The 16300-nt window shown below is 63.9% G+C and carries 18 protein-coding genes, 1 tRNA gene, 1 pseudogene and 1 riboswitch; of the genes and pseudogenes, 5 read left to right on the top strand and 15 right to left on the bottom strand.

Features of this window, described 5'->3' with window-relative positions; translation table 11 throughout:
* Positions 1 to 3 precede the first annotated feature (3 nt).
* Complete coding sequence (locus GFD25_RS12015) at positions 4 to 177, bottom strand: hypothetical protein (RefSeq protein ID WP_165775776.1); 174 nt, start codon at positions 175 to 177, stop codon at positions 4 to 6.
* Positions 178 to 263: 86 nt separating this feature from the next.
* Positions 264 to 587, bottom strand: coding sequence for a helix-turn-helix domain-containing protein (locus tag GFD25_RS06850; protein ID WP_239512457.1), 324 nt, complete (start codon positions 585 to 587; stop codon positions 264 to 266).
* A gap of 60 nt (positions 588 to 647) precedes the next feature.
* Here GFD25_RS06850 and GFD25_RS12545 point away from each other — a divergent pair.
* Positions 648 to 905, top strand: a pseudogene (locus tag GFD25_RS12545) (helix-turn-helix domain-containing protein); the annotation flags it as partial.
* Positions 906 to 1067: 162 nt separating this feature from the next.
* On the opposite strand, the gene GFD25_RS06840 reads toward GFD25_RS12545, so the two are convergent.
* From GFD25_RS06840 to GFD25_RS06810, 7 genes are all read right to left on the bottom strand, one after another.
* Positions 1068 to 1139: transfer RNA gene (locus tag GFD25_RS06840), tRNA-Glu, on the bottom strand.
* A 136-nt stretch (positions 1140 to 1275) separates the two neighbouring features.
* Positions 1276 to 2142 carry a tRNA (guanosine(46)-N7)-methyltransferase TrmB gene (gene trmB / locus GFD25_RS06835; protein WP_163231246.1) on the bottom strand — a complete coding sequence of 289 codons (867 nt, stop codon included), beginning with the start codon at positions 2140 to 2142 and terminating at the stop codon, positions 1276 to 1278.
* Between the two features lie 8 nt (positions 2143 to 2150).
* Entirely contained in the window at positions 2151 to 2921 is a 771-nt protein-coding gene (locus GFD25_RS06830; protein WP_163231244.1) for a TatD family hydrolase, read from the bottom strand.
* Between the two features lie 115 nt (positions 2922 to 3036).
* Entirely contained in the window at positions 3037 to 3645 is a 609-nt protein-coding gene (locus GFD25_RS06825) for an ECF transporter S component (RefSeq protein WP_163231242.1), read from the bottom strand.
* 78 nt (positions 3646 to 3723) lie between these two features.
* Positions 3724 to 3828, bottom strand: a riboswitch (TPP riboswitch).
* Between the two features lie 103 nt (positions 3829 to 3931).
* On the bottom strand, positions 3932 to 4444 hold the full coding sequence (locus tag GFD25_RS06820; RefSeq protein ID WP_163231240.1) for a low molecular weight protein-tyrosine-phosphatase: 513 nt from the start codon (positions 4442 to 4444) through the stop codon (positions 3932 to 3934).
* Between the two features lie 61 nt (positions 4445 to 4505).
* Positions 4506 to 5165, bottom strand: coding sequence for a dihydrofolate reductase (locus GFD25_RS06815; protein WP_163231238.1), 660 nt, complete (start codon positions 5163 to 5165; stop codon positions 4506 to 4508).
* A gap of 41 nt (positions 5166 to 5206) precedes the next feature.
* The gene (locus tag GFD25_RS06810; protein WP_204314813.1) at positions 5207 to 6007 is read right to left on the bottom strand and encodes a thymidylate synthase; all 801 of its coding nucleotides are present in this window, start codon (positions 6005 to 6007) and stop codon (positions 5207 to 5209) included.
* 418 nt (positions 6008 to 6425) lie between these two features.
* Here GFD25_RS06810 and GFD25_RS06805 point away from each other — a divergent pair, with 418 nt between their 5' ends.
* The gene (locus GFD25_RS06805) at positions 6426 to 6839 is read left to right on the top strand and encodes an OsmC family protein (protein WP_163231234.1); all 414 of its coding nucleotides are present in this window, start codon (positions 6426 to 6428) and stop codon (positions 6837 to 6839) included.
* A gap of 314 nt (positions 6840 to 7153) precedes the next feature.
* Here the strand turns inward: GFD25_RS06805 and GFD25_RS06800 are convergent, their stop codons facing one another.
* From GFD25_RS06800 to GFD25_RS06785, 4 genes are all read right to left on the bottom strand, one after another.
* Complete coding sequence (locus tag GFD25_RS06800) at positions 7154 to 8191, bottom strand: universal stress protein (protein ID WP_163231232.1); 1038 nt, start codon at positions 8189 to 8191, stop codon at positions 7154 to 7156.
* A gap of 247 nt (positions 8192 to 8438) precedes the next feature.
* Positions 8439 to 9164, bottom strand: coding sequence for a C40 family peptidase (locus GFD25_RS06795; protein WP_239512456.1), 726 nt, complete (start codon positions 9162 to 9164; stop codon positions 8439 to 8441).
* Positions 9165 to 9402: 238 nt separating this feature from the next.
* A complete protein-coding gene (locus GFD25_RS06790) occupies positions 9403 to 10149 on the bottom strand; it encodes an NlpC/P60 family protein (RefSeq protein ID WP_239512455.1) in 747 nt (248 codons plus the stop codon).
* 198 nt (positions 10150 to 10347) lie between these two features.
* On the bottom strand, positions 10348 to 11337 hold the full coding sequence (locus tag GFD25_RS06785; RefSeq protein WP_163231226.1) for a CHAP domain-containing protein: 990 nt from the start codon (positions 11335 to 11337) through the stop codon (positions 10348 to 10350).
* 214 nt (positions 11338 to 11551) lie between these two features.
* On the opposite strand from GFD25_RS06785, the gene serC reads away from it, so the two are divergent.
* A complete protein-coding gene (gene serC / locus GFD25_RS06780) occupies positions 11552 to 12700 on the top strand; it encodes a phosphoserine transaminase (protein ID WP_163231224.1) in 1149 nt (382 codons plus the stop codon).
* Between the two features lie 32 nt (positions 12701 to 12732).
* The gene (locus tag GFD25_RS06775; RefSeq protein WP_163231222.1) at positions 12733 to 12987 is read left to right on the top strand and encodes a hypothetical protein; all 255 of its coding nucleotides are present in this window, start codon (positions 12733 to 12735) and stop codon (positions 12985 to 12987) included.
* 7 nt (positions 12988 to 12994) lie between these two features.
* Here GFD25_RS06775 and GFD25_RS06770 read toward each other — a convergent pair whose 3' ends face one another.
* Complete coding sequence (locus GFD25_RS06770) at positions 12995 to 14368, bottom strand: sensor histidine kinase (protein WP_239512454.1); 1374 nt, start codon at positions 14366 to 14368, stop codon at positions 12995 to 12997.
* 183 nt (positions 14369 to 14551) lie between these two features.
* On the opposite strand from GFD25_RS06770, the gene phoU reads away from it, so the two are divergent.
* Positions 14552 to 15232, top strand: coding sequence for a phosphate signaling complex protein PhoU (phoU, locus tag GFD25_RS06765; protein ID WP_163231220.1), 681 nt, complete (start codon positions 14552 to 14554; stop codon positions 15230 to 15232).
* A gap of 215 nt (positions 15233 to 15447) precedes the next feature.
* Here the strand turns inward: phoU and GFD25_RS06760 are convergent, their stop codons facing one another.
* The gene (locus GFD25_RS06760; protein ID WP_163231217.1) at positions 15448 to 16188 is read right to left on the bottom strand and encodes a phosphoglyceromutase; all 741 of its coding nucleotides are present in this window, start codon (positions 16186 to 16188) and stop codon (positions 15448 to 15450) included.
* Positions 16189 to 16300: the final 112 nt, after the last annotated feature.

Genomic DNA, 16300 nt, shown 5'->3' with positions numbered 1-16300 from the left:
GCCTCAGCGGCGCGAGCCCCGGGACGGGTGGGCGAGCATGGACAGCACATGCGCCTTCGCGATGCGCAGATCGACTTTGCCGCCGGCCCGCGTCGTCCGCCGCGCGGCGTCGCGCTGGCGATTAGGCTCGAAGACGGATGCCGGGCGAATGCCGGCGGTATTGGTAGAATCGGTCATGGCGATGACCCTCCTTCGGGGAATCGGAACGACGGGCGTCTGATCTTGGCGGATATGCGCGCCCGCGGCTCCATGGTTGTTGCCGTTCAATCCCCGCGCCGGGTTCCAGCCGGTCCGGGGATTCTCGTTTCGGGTTTCCACCCGCCATCCGTGAGATAGGCGTCGATGCCGAGCACATACCCAGGGGACAGGTTTCGGTGAATGGCCAGCCAGATCAGGTCGGACTGCTGCCACGGTATCGAGCCGTTGACCTTTCCCGCGACCGAGGATTTGGACGTACCCATCTCCCTCGCGAGGTCTCGGCAGCTCAGACCCGCCGCCGTCATATAGCGACGCATCGGAGAATCCATTATTTTTGCCGTCAGTCCATTCACAATAGACAATATATCAAGAAACTTGCACAGCAGCAAATCATTGTTGTAGGATTATGTCCATCGATATTGGACAACTCCAATCTGAAAGGACTTGATATGGCAAAAATCGAACCGTCGTCCGAATCCAATGGACTCGGCGACTACCTGCAGAGGGTATTCATCTGGAACGTCAACATGCAGCTGACCGGCCGCGGGATGACCCAGCAGTCACTTTGCGCGGCACTGGGGCTGAAGAGGGGCGCCGTGTCCGCGAAGATGACCGGCAAGACCTCCTGGACCATCCAGGATATCGCCGCAGTGGCGGAATTCTTCAACGTCCCCCCGCTCTCCCTGCTGGATGCGTCGATGTACGAGCAGATGATGCGCGGAATGAGCAGTGACGGAGGTGCATCTTTGGTGGCAGTGGCCACCGCCGGGTTTCCTGTGCGAGCAACTGAAGGCCAAGCTGGCGGCCTGAAACCGTTGGAAACAAAAGGCTCCGGGCCACGATACCTCGTGGAACCCGGAGCCGGCGAGTACCCCCAGAGAGAGTCGAACTCTCGTTGTCAGATTGAAAGTCTGGTGTCCTAACCGTTAGACGATGGGGGCGAACAACTTGATATACGATACGCGAACCGCCGCAAACACGCAAATCGGCGTGTCGCGGCGGCGATGCGCAACGTCAGAAGCCTTCGCTCAACCGACCCGCACCAGCTCATACCGGCCCGCATCGGCTCATACCGGCTCACGCCGCACGATACGTGAAATCGTGGATCACACGCCCGGCCGCCAGCCCCTTCTTCTCGAAGTTGGTGAGCACGCGCCCGTCAAACCGCTCGGATTCCGTGAAATCGGCATGCGGCAGGTCGGCCGCCGTGTCGGCGTTGCCCTTGCCGACATGCTCGGTCGGCAGGCTCACGGTCAGCGTGCCGACGTTCTCGAACCCGGCCGCGCCGTCCATCACCTCGTGCACATGCAGCGCATAGTCCTCGATGTCGGTGGCGATGCGCCACACTCCCCCATCGGCGAGCGCGCGCCGAATATCGCCAGCCAGCTCGGGTTGTACGATGCGCCGTTTGTGGTGCTTCATCTTCGGCCACGGATCCGGGAAGAACGTCCACACCTCGGCCAGCACGCCCGGCTCGCACGCCTTGAACAGCTCGGGCGCGTTCACCTGTGCGATGCGCAGGTTCTCCAATCCTTGCTTGCCGGCCAGCAGCAGTGTGTGCGCGACGCCGGGATCATACACTTCCAGCGCCAGAAAGTTCATGTCCGGCCGCGCCGCAACGGCGGCGACCACGTTCTCTCCCTGCCCGCTGCCGATCTCCACGATCAGCGGATGGTCGTTGCCCCACGTCTTGCGCACGAACGCGGCATCGAATCGCAGCCCTTCGCGCACATCCAGCGAGCCCTCGCGCGCGTTGATGTCGAGTAGGTATTGCTCGGCATACGCATCCCATGCGCGCTGCAGACGATCGTCAAGACGTGCGGAACGACGGACGAACGACAGCACCTTGCGTCCGTACAGCGGGGAGCGTTCCTGCGTGACGGATGCCTCCGCGGCCGGGACTGCAGCCGGCGTCTGATCGGCAGTTGATTCTTCGATAGTCATGGGATTATTTATAGCGGCCGGCTTGGAATAGGGACACAGAACGATGCGAGATTGCGCCGGGTCATTTCAGCCACTTCGCATACGTCCGTCGCGCGCCCGCGCACCGCCGCCCGGATCGCCGTCAGCGAGCGCAGCAATCCGGTCAGCGCGTCGACGTAATCATCCACGCCATACTCACGCCCCATCGCCCATGTCAGCGATTCCAACCCGTCGCTTTCCACGAGCAGCCGGTCGTCGGGAATCCGAGCGGCCAGCCGTCGCACCGATTCGTCGGTCGTCACGTCCGGCCCGATCGACATGTAGCAGCCGAGGTCGAGATAGTCATCCTGCCAGCGATCGCACGCGTACCAGTGCACCATGTACCGGTTTGGATAACGCCGGATCAGTTCCAGCACTTCACGTTCGCGTGACTTGGTGTGCAGGACGACCGGTTTGCGCCGCCGGCTCGCATAGTCGAGCTGCGCTTCGAACACGGGCAGTTGCGCGGCCAACGGCACGTCGGTCCACTCGCCGTCAAGTCCGATTTCACCGACGATCAGGGTCTGTTCGAGATACGGCATCGCGTCCGCGATCCGATACCGGTCCGCATCCCACGGATGGATGCCAAAGCTGGCGCGGATGGATAGAGAATCGCCGATCCACGCGCTCGCATGTCGCCACTGATCGCCGTTCGCGCAACTGATCACCGAACTCACGCCGTACTTGCGCTGCGCGGCGACGAACCGCGCATCATCCGCATGACAGTGCGCGTCGGACAACAGCGACGCACACGTGCTCATCGATCCGACATCATGACACATCCGGCGAGTCTCCTCATACAAATACAAAAGACGGTGACCCACGGCATCAGCCGCAGGTCACCGCCATTCGATCAGACAGTCGTCAACACCGTGCTCACACGAGCGCGGCGGCGTCGCGACCACCGGCCACGCGGTCGAGCGCACCGGTCTTGGCGAGCGCCTTGTACAGCGCCCACGCGATCGCACCGGCGAAGATCACGCCGGACAGCGTGCTGCACACGAACGCGACGATGATGAACAGCGCGTCATAGCCCTGGTAGTACATGACCCACGACACGGCCATGCCGGCGAAACCGGCGGCGGCGCCCGACAGGATGGTGACGGCGATGTTCCACGCCTTGTAGGCGAAGATCAGGAAGATCACTTCGGCGGCCAGACCCTGCACGAGACCCGGGATGAGGGTGCCGAGACCGCCCCAGTGGCTGCCGAGCAGCGCTTCGACGAGCGCGGCGATCACTTCGGCGAACAGCGCGGCGCCCGGCTTGCGCACGATGATGGCGGCCAGCGGGCCGGCGAAATAGTACAGGCCCCACAGCAACGCATCGGAACCCGGCAGGAAGGTGAACACGGCCTCGAGCGGCTGGGTGACGATGCCGGCGCCCCAGAAGATCACGCCGGAGGCGACCGCGATGACGGCGGCGACGGTGATATCGGCGACGCTCCAGCGCAGCGAACGCACCGGGGTCTTGGAATCAGTGGACATTGCTCTCTCGCTTTCTGTACTGTCTACAGTCCTTCAAGCGGGAGCATCGTGACGAAGCGGGCGAACCGCGCAAGCCCAGACAAGATCATTCAAGGACTTCGTTCGCCGGCATGAACCGGATCACGTTCGACGGTCGGGTATCGCCCCTCTCAGTTCGCCATGCGAACTCCCGTGCTTGACAGATCACACGATACGGTGATGTGCCGGCATATGTCAAGGCTCCCCGCCGGGAAATCCGACGGGGAGCCTTGGATCGTGCGTTCGGCCGTTCCTTGGACAGCCGCGACTACAGCCGCGCTTCGACCCAGTCGACGATGTACGGCGCGACTTCCTTGATCTGGTCGATCGCGACCTGGAACTCGTGCGAACCGCCGTACCACGGGTCGACGAGATCGATCTCGTCCTCGCGTCCGGCCGCCGGCTTGGGCAGGTTCGGATCGAAGCTGCGGTACATGTGCACTTCCGGGCGCTTTTCGGCCGGCAACTGGCGCAGCAGGGCACGCATGTGCGACGCGGTCATCGGCAGGAACAGATCGCTTTCGTTGATCTCCTCGCGGGTGATGCGGTGCGCGAAGTGGTGCGCGGGGATTTCGTAGCCGTCGGCGCGCAGCACGCGCACGGCGCGGCGGTCGATCGGGTTGCCGTATTCCTCGTCGGACACGCCGCTGGACATCACGCGCACGCGATCGGCGAGGCCGCGCGACTCGAACTCGGCGCGCAGGATGATCTCGGCCATCGGGGACCGGCAGATGTTGCCGGTGCAGACGGTCATCACGGTGTACGGGTGGTTGGTGGTCATCGGTACTACTGCTTTCGTAACGGCGCGATGGTCGCGATTGCGGTCAGGTTCGGTCCCGCGGTCAGCGGGTCTTCTCGTAGGTGACGAAACGGTACGCCTCGATGCCGTTTTCCGGCTTGGCGGGCTTCATCCAACGGCTTTCGTCTGCGACACGCCACAGGCCGAGGTCGACCAGGTCGTGCACGTTGGGCGCGTACGCGTCGGCGTCGACGGACGCCTTGAGCAGCGTCACGTACGCCTTCGACGCCAGCGGCAGCGCTTCGCGGAACAGCTGCGCGCCGCCGATCACCCAGATCTCGCTGCGGTCCATGCCGTCGTCCGGGATCGCCTCCTGACGCGCATAGTCCATCGCGTCGTCGAGGCTTTCCGCGACGGTGGCGCCGAGCGCGCGATACTGCGCGTCGTGCGAGACGACGATGTTGTCGCGGTTCGGCAGCGGACGGTACTTCGGGTCCAGCGACTCCCAGGTCTTGCGGCCCATGATCACCGGATGCGAGACGGTCAGCTCCTTGAAATGCTTCATATCCTCGGCAAGATGCCACGGCATGCCGCCCTGGAAACCGATGGCGCCGTCGCGACCTTCCTTGTCGTGCGCTTCGGCCCAGATCAGGTTCACCGAGAAGGTCTTGGGGAAATCGTCACCCCAATCCTCCTCGCTCTCAAGCCCGGCGATTCCGGGCTCGGGTTCGTGATAGCCACTGCGGCTACTGTCATGCTCCATTTCACTCACTCCTTGGGTTAGGACTGGGGACAAGTGTACGGTCACACGGCGACGGGCGCCTTGATCGTCGGATGATGCTGGTAGCCGACGATCTCGAAATCCTCGTAATCGTAGTCGAACAGCGAATCGGCCTTGCGGATCCTGATCTGCGGATACGGATACGGGTCGCGGCCCAGCTGTTCGAGCACCTGATCGATGTGGTTGTCGTAGACGTGGCAGTCGCCGCCGGTCCACACGAACTCGCCGGGTTCAAGCCCAGCCTGCTGCGCCATCATGAGCGTGAGCAGCGAGTACGACGCGATGTTGAACGGCACGCCGAGGAACATGTCGCACGAGCGCTGGTACAGCTGGCAGCTCAGCTTGCCGTCCGCGACGCAGAACTGGAACAGCGCGTGGCACGGCGGCAAGGCCATACGGTCGACCTCGGCCGGGTTCCACGCGGTGACGATCATGCGGCGCGAATCGGGATGGTGCTCGATGAGGTCGAGCACGTTGGAGATCTGGTCGATGGTGCGGTTCGGATCGTCCGGCGTCGGCGCGGGCCAGCTGCGCCACTGAACGCCGTAGACCGGGCCGAGGTCACCGTTCTCGTCGGCCCACTCGTCCCAGATGTGCACGTTGTGTTCCTGCAGCCAACGCACGTTGCTGGAGCCTTTGAGGAACCACAACAGTTCGTACGCGAGCCCCTTGAAAAACACGGTTTTGGTGGTCAGCAACGGGAAGTACCGGGAAAGGTCGAAGCGGATCTGCTGACCGAACAGCGAGATCGTGCCTGTGCCGGTACGGTCGGATTTCAGCGTGCCTTCGGTCAGGATCCGGCGTACGAGGTCCTCGTACGGCATGGGGATGTCGGTGTCCGGACGGGCCGGGATGCGGGCGCGGATGTCCGCGAGCTGTTCGGGTGTCAAAGCCATGCCATCCAGCATAGCGTGCGCGGCAGGATATCGGCGCGAGCCATCGTTCTCCCCTCCCTCCGCTATGAGGTACTTTCCTAGGATTGTCTCGCTAGCGGCGGCTTTCGGGAGAGATCGCCCGGAGAAGCCATCCGCCCTTCCGGGGAAAGTCTCGCAAACAGGCCGTGTTGTGAGGCTTTCCCAGGAAACGCACCGACAAGGAGGCGGGGCTCGGCACCGGGAGCGCTGATTCGGCCATATTATGCGCATGGCGGACCGGGGCACGGCGCGGGTGGGCTAGATTGGATGATGACGACGCGACGCGATCGGCGCGACGCGCGGACGGCATGGATTCCAAGGAGGAATTATGGGCAAGCGACTGTGGGTCGAGCGCAACAAGGACGGTTCGTGGGACGCGTTCAGCGATGACGGCGCGCACATCAAGTTCGGCAAGGGCAAGGGCGTGTTCACGCCCGGCGACCTGGTGAAGATCGCGCTGGCCGGATGCGCGGCGCTGTCGAGCCAGTTCGCGATCGAGCACACGCTCGGCGAAGGCAAGGGCGCGCGCATCGTGGTCGACGGCCAGTATGATCCGGAAGGCGACGCGTTTACGTCGTTCGATGAGCAGGTGGTCGTGGACGCGACGGACGCGAACCTGTCCGACGAGGACGCCGAGAAGCTCAAGGAGCGCGTCACGCGTCACATCGACAAGGGCTGCACGGTCAAGCACACCTATGTGCAGGAGACCCCCGTGCGCATGAACGTGACGGTGCGCCGTTAGATTCGGCCGCGGTTCCGGGATTTGTTGCACTGACGCTATCCCAGCGCAACAAATCCCGGAAACCAATTAAAATTTCCCGAAATAGTTGCATTCACAGATGCCCAACGCAACCATTTCCGGCGATCAACCCAGATTTCCCGGAATAGTTGCACCAACAGAGACATTGCACCAACCAACAGAGACTTGGCGCAATATATGTTCAGAAATTAATCGAAATTGCCCGGATGTGTTGCGCTGAGACAATACCAGCGCAACACATCCGGGCAATCGTCTATTCGCTCTACCGAACCTCAGCAGACCACGGCCGAACCGCGCTACTGCCGATCCGGGTCGATCTTCGCGTCGATCTTGGCCGCGACCTCCGGTTCGGCGGTCGGCACCGCGATCTCCTCGACGCCGCTGATCTCGTCCAGCGACTTCGTCGGCACCTCGGCCGGCGAGCTCGGCACCGTGTCGAGACGGCTTTCGGCGGCCTCGACGTACTTGCGCGGCACCACATACACCGGCGTCACGGCATGCTGAAGCAGACCCTGACTGGTCGAGCCGAGCAGCAGGCCGGTGAATCCGCCGCGACCGCGCGAGCCCACGACGACGACGTCATGGTTCCAGCTGGCCTTGGTCAGCGCGTTCACGGCCGAGCCGGGCACGACCTGCTTGTTGACCTTGAGCCCCGGATGCGCTTCCACGATCGGCTTCAGGCGCACGTCGAGATCCTCCTTGTAGGATTCGATCACGCCTTCCTCACCGTCGATGCCCTGAATCTTCGGCACCGCGGAGATCACGTCGAGTTCGGCGCCCCAGGTGTCGGCGAACGCGGCGGCGATCTCGAGCGCCTTCAGGCCCCACTTGGATTCGTCGGAGCCGACCGCAACCTTGGTGATCGTGTTGTTCAGGTGCATGAGGTTGCCGTCGTCGTCGGTGTACGGCACGACGACGATCGGGCAGTACGCGTACGCCGGCAACGACGACGACGTGGTGCCGAGGAGCCGCTCGGCCAGACCGCCCTTGCCGCGGTTGCCGATGACGATCAGATTGTAGTTGCGCGACAGTTCGACGAACACGGAAGCCGGGTCACCGGTGACGATCAGCGTGGCGGCCTCCACGCCCTGCTCGTCGGCGATGGCCTTGGCCTTGGACAGGATCTCCTGCGCATCGGAATGCGCGGCGTTGTCGTCGCCCATCGCGGTGTACGTGGCGTCGAACGATACCGCCGCGTAGCTGGGCAGGGAGTATGCGCAGACGATCTGCAGCGTGAGTCCGGCATGCTTGGCATAGTTCGCGGCCCACCATGTGGCCTTGTAGCTGGCGTGCGAACCGTCGACGCCTACGAGAATGGCCTTGTCGTTGATCATGACGACCTCCTTACGGTGCTCGGCGCGACCATGCGCCGTTCATTTACTTACAATACCCGTTTCGGTCGTGAATGGCGTGTTTTCCCACGCGGAAAAAACGCGCGTCACCTTCTCGAGAGGCGCCCGTATACGACGACGGCGTCGATACCGTATCGGTATCGACGCCGTGTCGTTTCATGGCATTGTCGAAAGCTCTATCGCCCGTCGGCCATGGCACCGTACCGGCCTGTCGGCCAAGAACCCGCCGTCAGAGAACGCGACGGATGGAGTAGCTGCTGTAGAACACGCTCAGACCGCAGATCTGCGTGCCCTGCACCGGGTTCATCGCATTGATGACCAGGCCGTTGCCGATGTAGATGGCGGCATGGGTGCCGTTGGCGAGAATGTCGCCGGGCTTGGCGTCCGCGATGCTGGCCACCGCGGTGCCGACCGTTGCCTGCTCACCGGACGTGCGGGGCAGGCTGATGCCGAACTGCGCGAAGACATACTGGACGAAGCCGGAGCAGTCCCAGCCGTTCGGCGTATTGCCGCCGGAGACATAGGGGTAGCCCACGAACTGGGTGGCGTAGGCGACGAGCGCATCGGCGCTGGCGTTGGCCGCGGGCGCGCTGATGGTCGTGCCGGAAGACGTCGAATCAGAGGATGCGGAGGAATCAGAGTCGGAGGATTGGCTCAACGTCTGGCGTTCGGCGGAACGGCTCGCCGCGGCGGCGGCTTCGGCCTGCTCGCGGGCGGCCTGTTCCTGAGCGGCCTTTTCGGCGGCGGCCGCGTCCTTCTCGGCCTGGGACTGGGTATGAGGAACGTTGAGGTTTTCGGTGGAACCCCAGTTCGAGTCGGCTTCGGCCGACGTGGACGTGGCTTCGACGGTCAGGTCCTTACGAGCGACCGAGTACGACGGGAACGAGCGCGAGGACGTGACGGTCCCCGCCTGATCGGCCGCTTGGGCGGCCGGGACGACCGCAAAGGTCGTCATGCAGGCAACGGCCGCGACAGCGGCCAACATTGATACGGTACGTGTGCTTTTCATTACTGCCCGACCATACTACGGATCATGCCCAAGTGATACGGATCATTCGAAAAACACCCGACAAGCGAACACGGCGCATCACGCGAAAAATGGCGAGAATAACGAAAACGACGAAAAACGGGTCCCCGATTGCGGGAACCCGTGAGGCATGAGCGCGATCGAAACGGATCCGGAAACGAACCCGTCAGAACACGCGGATGATGAGATCGGGCTCCATCATGCCGGCCAGGGCGACGGTCGAGCCGTTCCAGCCACCGTGGATCGCCTGTCCGTTGCCGACGTACAGCGCGACGTGATCCCAGTGGACGCCGCCGTTCCAGCCGCCGGTGTAACGGTAGATCAGGATGTCACCAGGCTGCGGGTCGGTGACCTGCTTGCCAAGCTGCGCGTATTCCTCCGGCCAGCCGTGGAAATTGATGCCGCCGGCGGCCAGTGCGGCGCTCACCAGCGCGGTGCAGTCCATGGACTGGCCGATCAGGGCATAGGCCGCGGCGATCGCGCTTCCTGCGTTGCCGGACACTTCCGTGGTGCCGGACGTGGTCGGCGTGGTGGTCGTGGACGATTGCGAAGTACGCTCCGCACTGCGGCTGGCCGCCTGCGCCTGCTGCTCGGCTTCGGCCTGCGCCTGGGCTTGGGCCTGGGCGGCTTCCTCGGCGGCGGCCTTGGCCCGGGCTTCGGCCTCTTCCTGGTCCTTCTGCGCCTGGGACTTGGTATGCGGCACATCCAACGACTCGGTGCTGCCCCAATCGGCACCGTCCTCGGCATCGGTGGACGTGGCCTCGACGGTCAGGTCCTGACGTACGACGGTGTACGACGGGAACGAACGCGAGGACGTGACGGCGGTACCGGTGATCTCGCCGTTGATGTTGGCGTATGCGGAAGGCGCGGCGAAGGAGAGGACGGCAACGGCCGAAACGGCGGTTGCAAGCATGGAGGCGATCGTCTTATTCAAGCTCATAGTTCCCAGACACTACCATGTGCCGGTTCCGAAGATACGACGAAACAAAGACGATACCACTGTTATCTATGGCGACACGCCGTAGAAGTCCGATGATCGGACATGAAGCACAATTCGCCGTCAGCGACGAACGCCCGGTGGCGGCAGCCTACAGCCGGCTCAGTAATCGGCTCAGTAGTGGATGAACTGCAGCTGGGCCGCATCGGACGCGCTGATCGTGCGCGTCGAGATCACGCCAAGGCCCTTCGCGTTAGATTCGGAGATCTCGATCGAACCGTCCGCGTTGATCTTCTCCACGATCGCCACATGGCCATAGTTGGGATCGGCGTTGAGCTGTCCGGCACGGAACACGACGATGTCGCCGACGTGACGGGCCGTCGAATCGACCCAGTAGCCGAACGTGCGTGCGGAATCGGCCCAGTCGCCGCCGTTGCCGAAATACGAACCGACCGGCAGACCGAGCTCGGTGCGGCGGTTGTAGGCGTACCAGGTGCACTGGCCGTCCGGATAGGCGTTGCCGCCGTTTTCGCCGGTGGCGTGATTCGGATCAAAGCCGGAGGGCAGCTGATCATAGTCGATATCCATCAGCGATGCGACGACGGGATTGTTCGCCACGGAACGCGACATGCTGTTGACGTCCATCGACGCGGAATCGTCGTTCAGCTGCCAGTCACCCTCGTTCGCCGTCTGCTGGGACGAACCGTCCTCGGACACGGTGGTCGAGGACGCGATTTCGCTCAGCGGCGTACGGCTTTGCGAACGGGACGCCGATGCGGTGGTATCGCCGACGGTGACCGGTTTGAACTGCGTGGTCGTGGTCGCCGGATCGTCGTCGGCCAGTTCGAGCGCGTTCGGATTGGCGATCGCGATGGCGCCGGCGGCCGTGCCGACCAACGCGGCCAACGACGCGGAAGCCATGAACGTCGAGTGGCGCTCCGCCGCGCGGGCCGCCTCACGAATGGAACGACGGGTCTGCGGCGCGATTTCGTTGAGCTTGTCCGCGACGGCCTGATCAAGGCCCAGCACCGCACCGCCGTTGGCGAGCTGCACGGCCCGGACATTGCGCGTGGAATGGGAGCCTCGGCTGGATGCGAACAGCGACTGGGCCAACTGCAGGTACTGCGGCGCCGCCTTGTGCGTCTTGTGCGCTCCATGCCTCATATTCGTATCGCTCCTTGCCGGGATTTGCCGATGTCTCACCGAATTATCAATCACAACGGATCATAGGTGAACAACATCACGCTTCCGTCACAGCCATGAACTTTACATCATGGCTCGGTCATTGCGCGAACCGGCGATCATCCGCCGACCTCTTCAGGTTCCGCCAAACGGACCGTCCGCCCGGCCGGCCGCGAAGGCGGCTAGTCTGGTGGCCATGTCCAACACGATTGCCATTCCCCAATCCATGCTGCCCGAGGACGGACGCTTCGGCTCGGGCCCCAGCAAGATCCGCGGCGAGCAGGTCGACGCCCTCGCCGCCGGCGCGACGACGCTGCTGGGCACCTCGCACCGTCAGACGCCCGTCAGACAGGTGGTCGCGTCGATCCGCGAGGGGCTGGCATCGTTCTTCCGTCTGCCTGAAGGCTACGAGATCGCGCTTGGCAACGGCGGCGCCAGCGCATTCTGGGATATGGCGTGCGCGTCGCTGATCGCCCGTCGCGCCGCATTCGGCACCTACGGTTCGTTCAGCGCGAAATTCGCCGCTTCGGCGGCCAGCGCCCCCTTCCTGGAATCGCCCGTGATATTCGAAGGCGATCCCGGTACCTATCGCCTGCCCGAGTACGTCGACGGCGTGGATGCCTACTGCTGGGCGCACAACGAGACGTCGACCGGCGTGGCCGCACCCGTGCGCCGCGTCGCCGGCAGTCTCGGGCAGGGCGCTCTCACGCTGGTCGACGGCACGTCGGCGGCCGGCGCGCTGCCTGTGGATGTCTCCCAGACCGACGCCTACTACTTCTCGCCGCAGAAGGCGTTCGGCTCGGACGGAGGCCTGTGGGTCGCCGTGTTGTCCCCGGCCGCCATCGAACGCGCCGCGAGCGTCGAGCAGGGCGCGAAACTCGACGGCGCACGCCGCTGGGTGCCGCCGTTCCTGTCGCTGACCTCGGCGGTCGCCAATTCACGCAAGGACCAGACGCTGAACACCCCGGCGGTGGCCACGCTGATCATGCTGGAGAATCAGGTTCGCTGGCTCAATGACAACGGCGGTCTGGACTGGGCGAGCGCCCGCTGCGCGCGGTCCGCGTCGATCCTGTACGACTGGGCAGAACGCTCCGCATACGCAAATCCGTTCGTGACCGATCCCGGTGCGCGCTCGCACTCCGTGGTGACGATCGACCTCGACGACGCGATCGACGCGAACCGCGTCGTGTCCGCGCTGCGCGACAACGGCATCGTGGACACGTCCGGATACCGTAAACTGGGCCGCAACCAGCTGCGCATCGGCGTGTTCCCGTCCGTCGAGCCATCCGACGTGACTGCGCTCACGCAGTGCGTCGACTACGTCGTCGAACGACTCGGCGACTGACCCCGTATCATCCCCGGAGTAAGGTGCACCGTATGAAACTCGCCCCGATCGTCAATCCGGACGCCTGCCGTCCCGCACCCAAGCCGGTGCGCGTCGACCTGCGCAAGACGTTCCTGATCGGCACCGCGATATGGTGCGTGGCGCTGATCGTCAGCTCCATCCTGCTGTTCCTCGGCCTGCCGGTGCTGCGCGTGCTGATCGTATGCGCCGCCGGCACGGTCATCGGCGTGATGATGCTCATCTGGGAGCATTTCGACCGCTGGGACTACCGCCGTCTGGGCGAATAGCCGCCCGTCACCGTGCCAGCGGCAGGGACAGCGTGAACGTGCTGCCGCTGCCGGGCACACTCCACACCGCCACGTTGCCGTGATGCGTCAGCGCCACATGCTTGACGATCGACAATCCCAGTCCGATGCCGTTGCGCGAGCGGGCCGTCTGGTTACCACCGCGGTAGAACCGTTCGAAAATGCGCGATTGCTCGCCCTTGGCTATGCCGACGCCCTGATCGACCACGCGGATCACCGCATACGCGCCGTCGTCGGATCTCGTGACGGCCACGTTCACCACGCCGCCGGCGGGCGAATACACCAACGCGTTCTGCACCAGCTTCGCCACGGCCGCGTCGACCTGTTCGGCATCGCCGTTCACGGTCAGCGTCTCGTCTCCGGTGATGTTGACGGACACGCCGAAACGTTCGCTTTGCGCGCGCAGCCGCTCGCAGGCCAGGCGCACCTGTTCCATGACGACCAGGCGGTTCGCCGAGGACGGCGTGATCGGCTCCTGCGCCTTGATGAGCAGCATCAGATCGGACACCATATGGTTGAGCCGTTCGCACGAGGAACGCACCTGATGCGCATGCCATGACACCTGTTCGGCGTCGAGCGCATCGTTCGCCAGCGAATCCGCAAGCTGTTCCAGAGCACGGGACGGCTTGAGCAACTGCTCGGACACGTTGGTGATGAAGGAGTCGCGCACTTCGGCGAAACGGATCGAATCGCTCACGTCATTGATGAGCACCACGACGAAATCGCCGACCTTGCCGACCGTGATCTTCAGCCAGTTCGGCCGGTCCACGCCCTGCACGGCCACCGCGGGAAGCGAGCCGCCGTCATCGTCGCCGTCGGCCAACGCGCCGATGTCGGTGGCGGCGATCGTGCGCTGCGACGTGTGCGTCGTCAGGTCGAACCGCTTGCATCCGCCCGTCTCACGCACCGCCCGCACGGCCTGCCGCACCTCGTCGCTGATGATCGTCTCGTCGCCGACCACGCCGAGCGTATACGCGTCCGGATTCGCGCGGATCACCTCGTCCTGACGGTTCACGACGACCGTGGCGTCCGGCAGCATCGCCAGCAACGCCGCCGTCGTCTCGTCCAGGTCCTCCGTCTGCGCGTCGCCCTGCTGACGGCCACGTCGCAGATCGCGCCACCATGCGCGCAGACGGTCCGCCACGGACATGTCGCCGTCCTTCCGCCCGCGCGCCGTGGCCGGCGCATCGGACTCCTCGTCGGACTTGCCGTCGGACTTGCCGTCAGGAAGGTCACGCACGAAACGGTTGTCGAACAGCGGACGGACGTGATCGTAGATCCAGAAGAACACCAGCGTCACCAACGCCAGCCCCATGATGGAGAACGGGACGAACACGATGATGGTCTGCAGGAATTCGGGCATGTATTCCATTCTCCCATATCGAGACTGTGAGGGCTAACGACATGCCGGGCACATGAATGTACGGTGAACGTTCGCGTGAACAGTACCTAAACGACACATGGCTTTTGGCTACGTTGTTGAGAAACGCAAAGCACGAAGAATACACTGGTACCGTTGCAGAAAGTTTGAAAGAAAGGCACAGCAATGCGCGTTATTTTTAACGAAGAGATGAAGGCAGTCGCCGACGATCTCGACCGCATGGCCAAGGATGTCCGCAAGGCGATCAACAGCGCCGGCAAGGCACTGCTGGAAACCGACGTCGAGGCCGCGCAGGCCGTGATCGACGGCGACATCGAGATCGACGCTCTTGAATCCAGCGTCATCGACCAGTGCGTGAAACTGCTCGCCAAGCAGACCCCGGTCGCCACCGACCTGCGCGTGGTCGTTTCCACGCTGCGCTTGGCCGCGACCTTCGAACGCATGGGCGATCTGGCCCGTCACATCGCCGAGTCCGCCCGTCGCGCATACCCGGAGTCCCCGCTGCCGGATGAGGCGAAGGAGATCTTCACGCAGATGCAGGACTTCCTCGACGAAACCGCCGACAACGTGGTCGCCATGCTGGCCGATCGCGACGCGAAGATCGCGGACCGCATCATCCGCAACGACGACAAGCTCGACGAACTGCACCACAAGACCTTCGAGTTGACGCTGTCCGACGACTGGAAGGGCACCAAGCAGCAGCTCATCGACGTGGTGCTGCTCGGCCGCTTCATGGAGCGCCTCGGCGACCACGCCGTCTCGGCCGCCCGCCGCGTGGTGTTCATCGTCTCCGGCTTCGATCCGAGCAAGGAGCCGACCCGCGACGAGGACGGCGCCGTCGACTGATCGATTTCTGAACGACGGCCCGGGGGATTTCTGACTGCAGGAATCCCCTTTTTTGTTGGGCCATGTCGTACGGGCCTAGAAATCACGGCGCAACAGCCCCACACGACCGCCCGAGCCCGGCCAGTGGAGTTACCCGCCGCCTCAAACGCAAGAAGCCTCCCTTTCGGGAGGCTTCGTTGTTATCTTGCGACAATACCCGACGGCGCGGGGTCAGATCACTTCTGGCCCTGGGCGGCGACGGCGGCGGCACCGGCGGCGGCAGCCTCCGGGTCGAGGTACTCGCCGCGCGGCTTGATCGGCTTGAAGTCGTCGTCAAGCTCGTACAGCAGCGGGATGGCGGTCGGGATGTTGACCTTGGCGATCTCTTCCTCGGTCAGATTGTCGAGCATCTTGACGATGGCGCGCAGCGAGTTGCCGTGGGCGGCGATCAGGACGGTCTTGCCGGCCTTGAGCTGCGGCTCGATATCGGACTTGAAGTACGGCTCAACGCGCTTGACGACGTCGGCCAGGCACTCGGCTTCCGGAACCGGATCGCCGGTGTAGCGCGGGTCGTGGTTCTGCGCGTACTGGTCGTTCGGATCGATCTCCGGCGGCGGGGTCGCGTAGGAACGACGCCACAGCATGAACTTCTCGTCGCCGTACTCCTCACGGATCTCGGTCTTGTTCTTGCCCTGCAGAGCGCCGTAGTGACGCTCGTTGAGACGCCAGCTGCGCTCGACCGGGATCCACAGACGATCCGCGGCATCCAGCGCGAGGTTGGCGGTGTTGATCGCACGACGCAGCAGCGAGGTGAAGACGATGTCCGGAAGGACGTTCTTCTCCTTGAGCAGCTCGCCGCCGCGCTTGGCCTCGGCCTCACCCTGCTCGGTCAGCGGGACGTCGACCCAGCCGGTGAACTGATTGGTTTTGTTCCATGCGCTCTGTCCGTGACGGAGCAGTACTAGTTTGTAAGTCATACGGCCCAGTCTACCGCCCGGGCAGCCCAGACACGAGCATCCGTCTTACGTTTTCTCGATCGGAGGTCAACCAGCACGTGTCTCCCTGGTGCAAACCAACGCGAACCGGCTT

Origin of the sequence: Bifidobacterium aerophilum (genome assembly GCF_010667685.1) — a bacterium.
In the GTDB taxonomy this organism is placed as follows: Bacteria; Actinomycetota; Actinomycetes; order Actinomycetales; family Bifidobacteriaceae; genus Bifidobacterium; species Bifidobacterium aerophilum.
This window is presented reverse-complemented; position numbering and strand designations above follow the sequence as displayed.

Bases quoted from the DNA above. Each gene is read 5' to 3' on its own strand.
- GFD25_RS12015 (WP_165775776.1), bottom strand. From the start codon at position 177: ATGACCGATTCTACCAATACCGCCGGCATTCGCCCGGCATCCGTCTTC.
- trmB (WP_163231246.1), bottom strand. From the start codon at position 2,142: ATGACTATCGAAGAATCAACTGCCGATCAGACGCCGGCTGCAGTCCCG.
- GFD25_RS06830 (WP_163231244.1), bottom strand. From the start codon at position 2,921: ATGAGCACGTGTGCGTCGCTGTTGTCCGACGCGCACTGTCATGCGGAT.
- GFD25_RS06825 (WP_163231242.1), bottom strand. From the start codon at position 3,645: ATGTCCACTGATTCCAAGACCCCGGTGCGTTCGCTGCGCTGGAGCGTC.
- GFD25_RS06820 (WP_163231240.1), bottom strand. From the start codon at position 4,444: ATGACCACCAACCACCCGTACACCGTGATGACCGTCTGCACCGGCAAC.
- GFD25_RS06815 (WP_163231238.1), bottom strand. From the start codon at position 5,165: ATGGAGCATGACAGTAGCCGCAGTGGCTATCACGAACCCGAGCCCGGA.
- GFD25_RS06810 (WP_204314813.1), bottom strand. From the start codon at position 6,007: ATGCCGTACGAGGACCTCGTACGCCGGATCCTGACCGAAGGCACGCTG.
- GFD25_RS06805 (WP_163231234.1), top strand. From the start codon at position 6,426: ATGGGCAAGCGACTGTGGGTCGAGCGCAACAAGGACGGTTCGTGGGAC.
- GFD25_RS06800 (WP_163231232.1), bottom strand. From the start codon at position 8,191: ATGATCAACGACAAGGCCATTCTCGTAGGCGTCGACGGTTCGCACGCC.
- GFD25_RS06795 (WP_239512456.1), bottom strand. From the start codon at position 9,164: ATGACGACCTTTGCGGTCGTCCCGGCCGCCCAAGCGGCCGATCAGGCG.
- GFD25_RS06790 (WP_239512455.1), bottom strand. From the start codon at position 10,149: ATGCTTGCAACCGCCGTTTCGGCCGTTGCCGTCCTCTCCTTCGCCGCG.
- GFD25_RS06785 (WP_163231226.1), bottom strand. From the start codon at position 11,337: ATGAGGCATGGAGCGCACAAGACGCACAAGGCGGCGCCGCAGTACCTG.
- serC (WP_163231224.1), top strand. From the start codon at position 11,552: ATGTCCAACACGATTGCCATTCCCCAATCCATGCTGCCCGAGGACGGA.
- GFD25_RS06775 (WP_163231222.1), top strand. From the start codon at position 12,733: ATGAAACTCGCCCCGATCGTCAATCCGGACGCCTGCCGTCCCGCACCC.
- GFD25_RS06770 (WP_239512454.1), bottom strand. From the start codon at position 14,368: ATGCCCGAATTCCTGCAGACCATCATCGTGTTCGTCCCGTTCTCCATC.
- phoU (WP_163231220.1), top strand. From the start codon at position 14,552: ATGCGCGTTATTTTTAACGAAGAGATGAAGGCAGTCGCCGACGATCTC.
- GFD25_RS06760 (WP_163231217.1), bottom strand. From the start codon at position 16,188: ATGACTTACAAACTAGTACTGCTCCGTCACGGACAGAGCGCATGGAAC.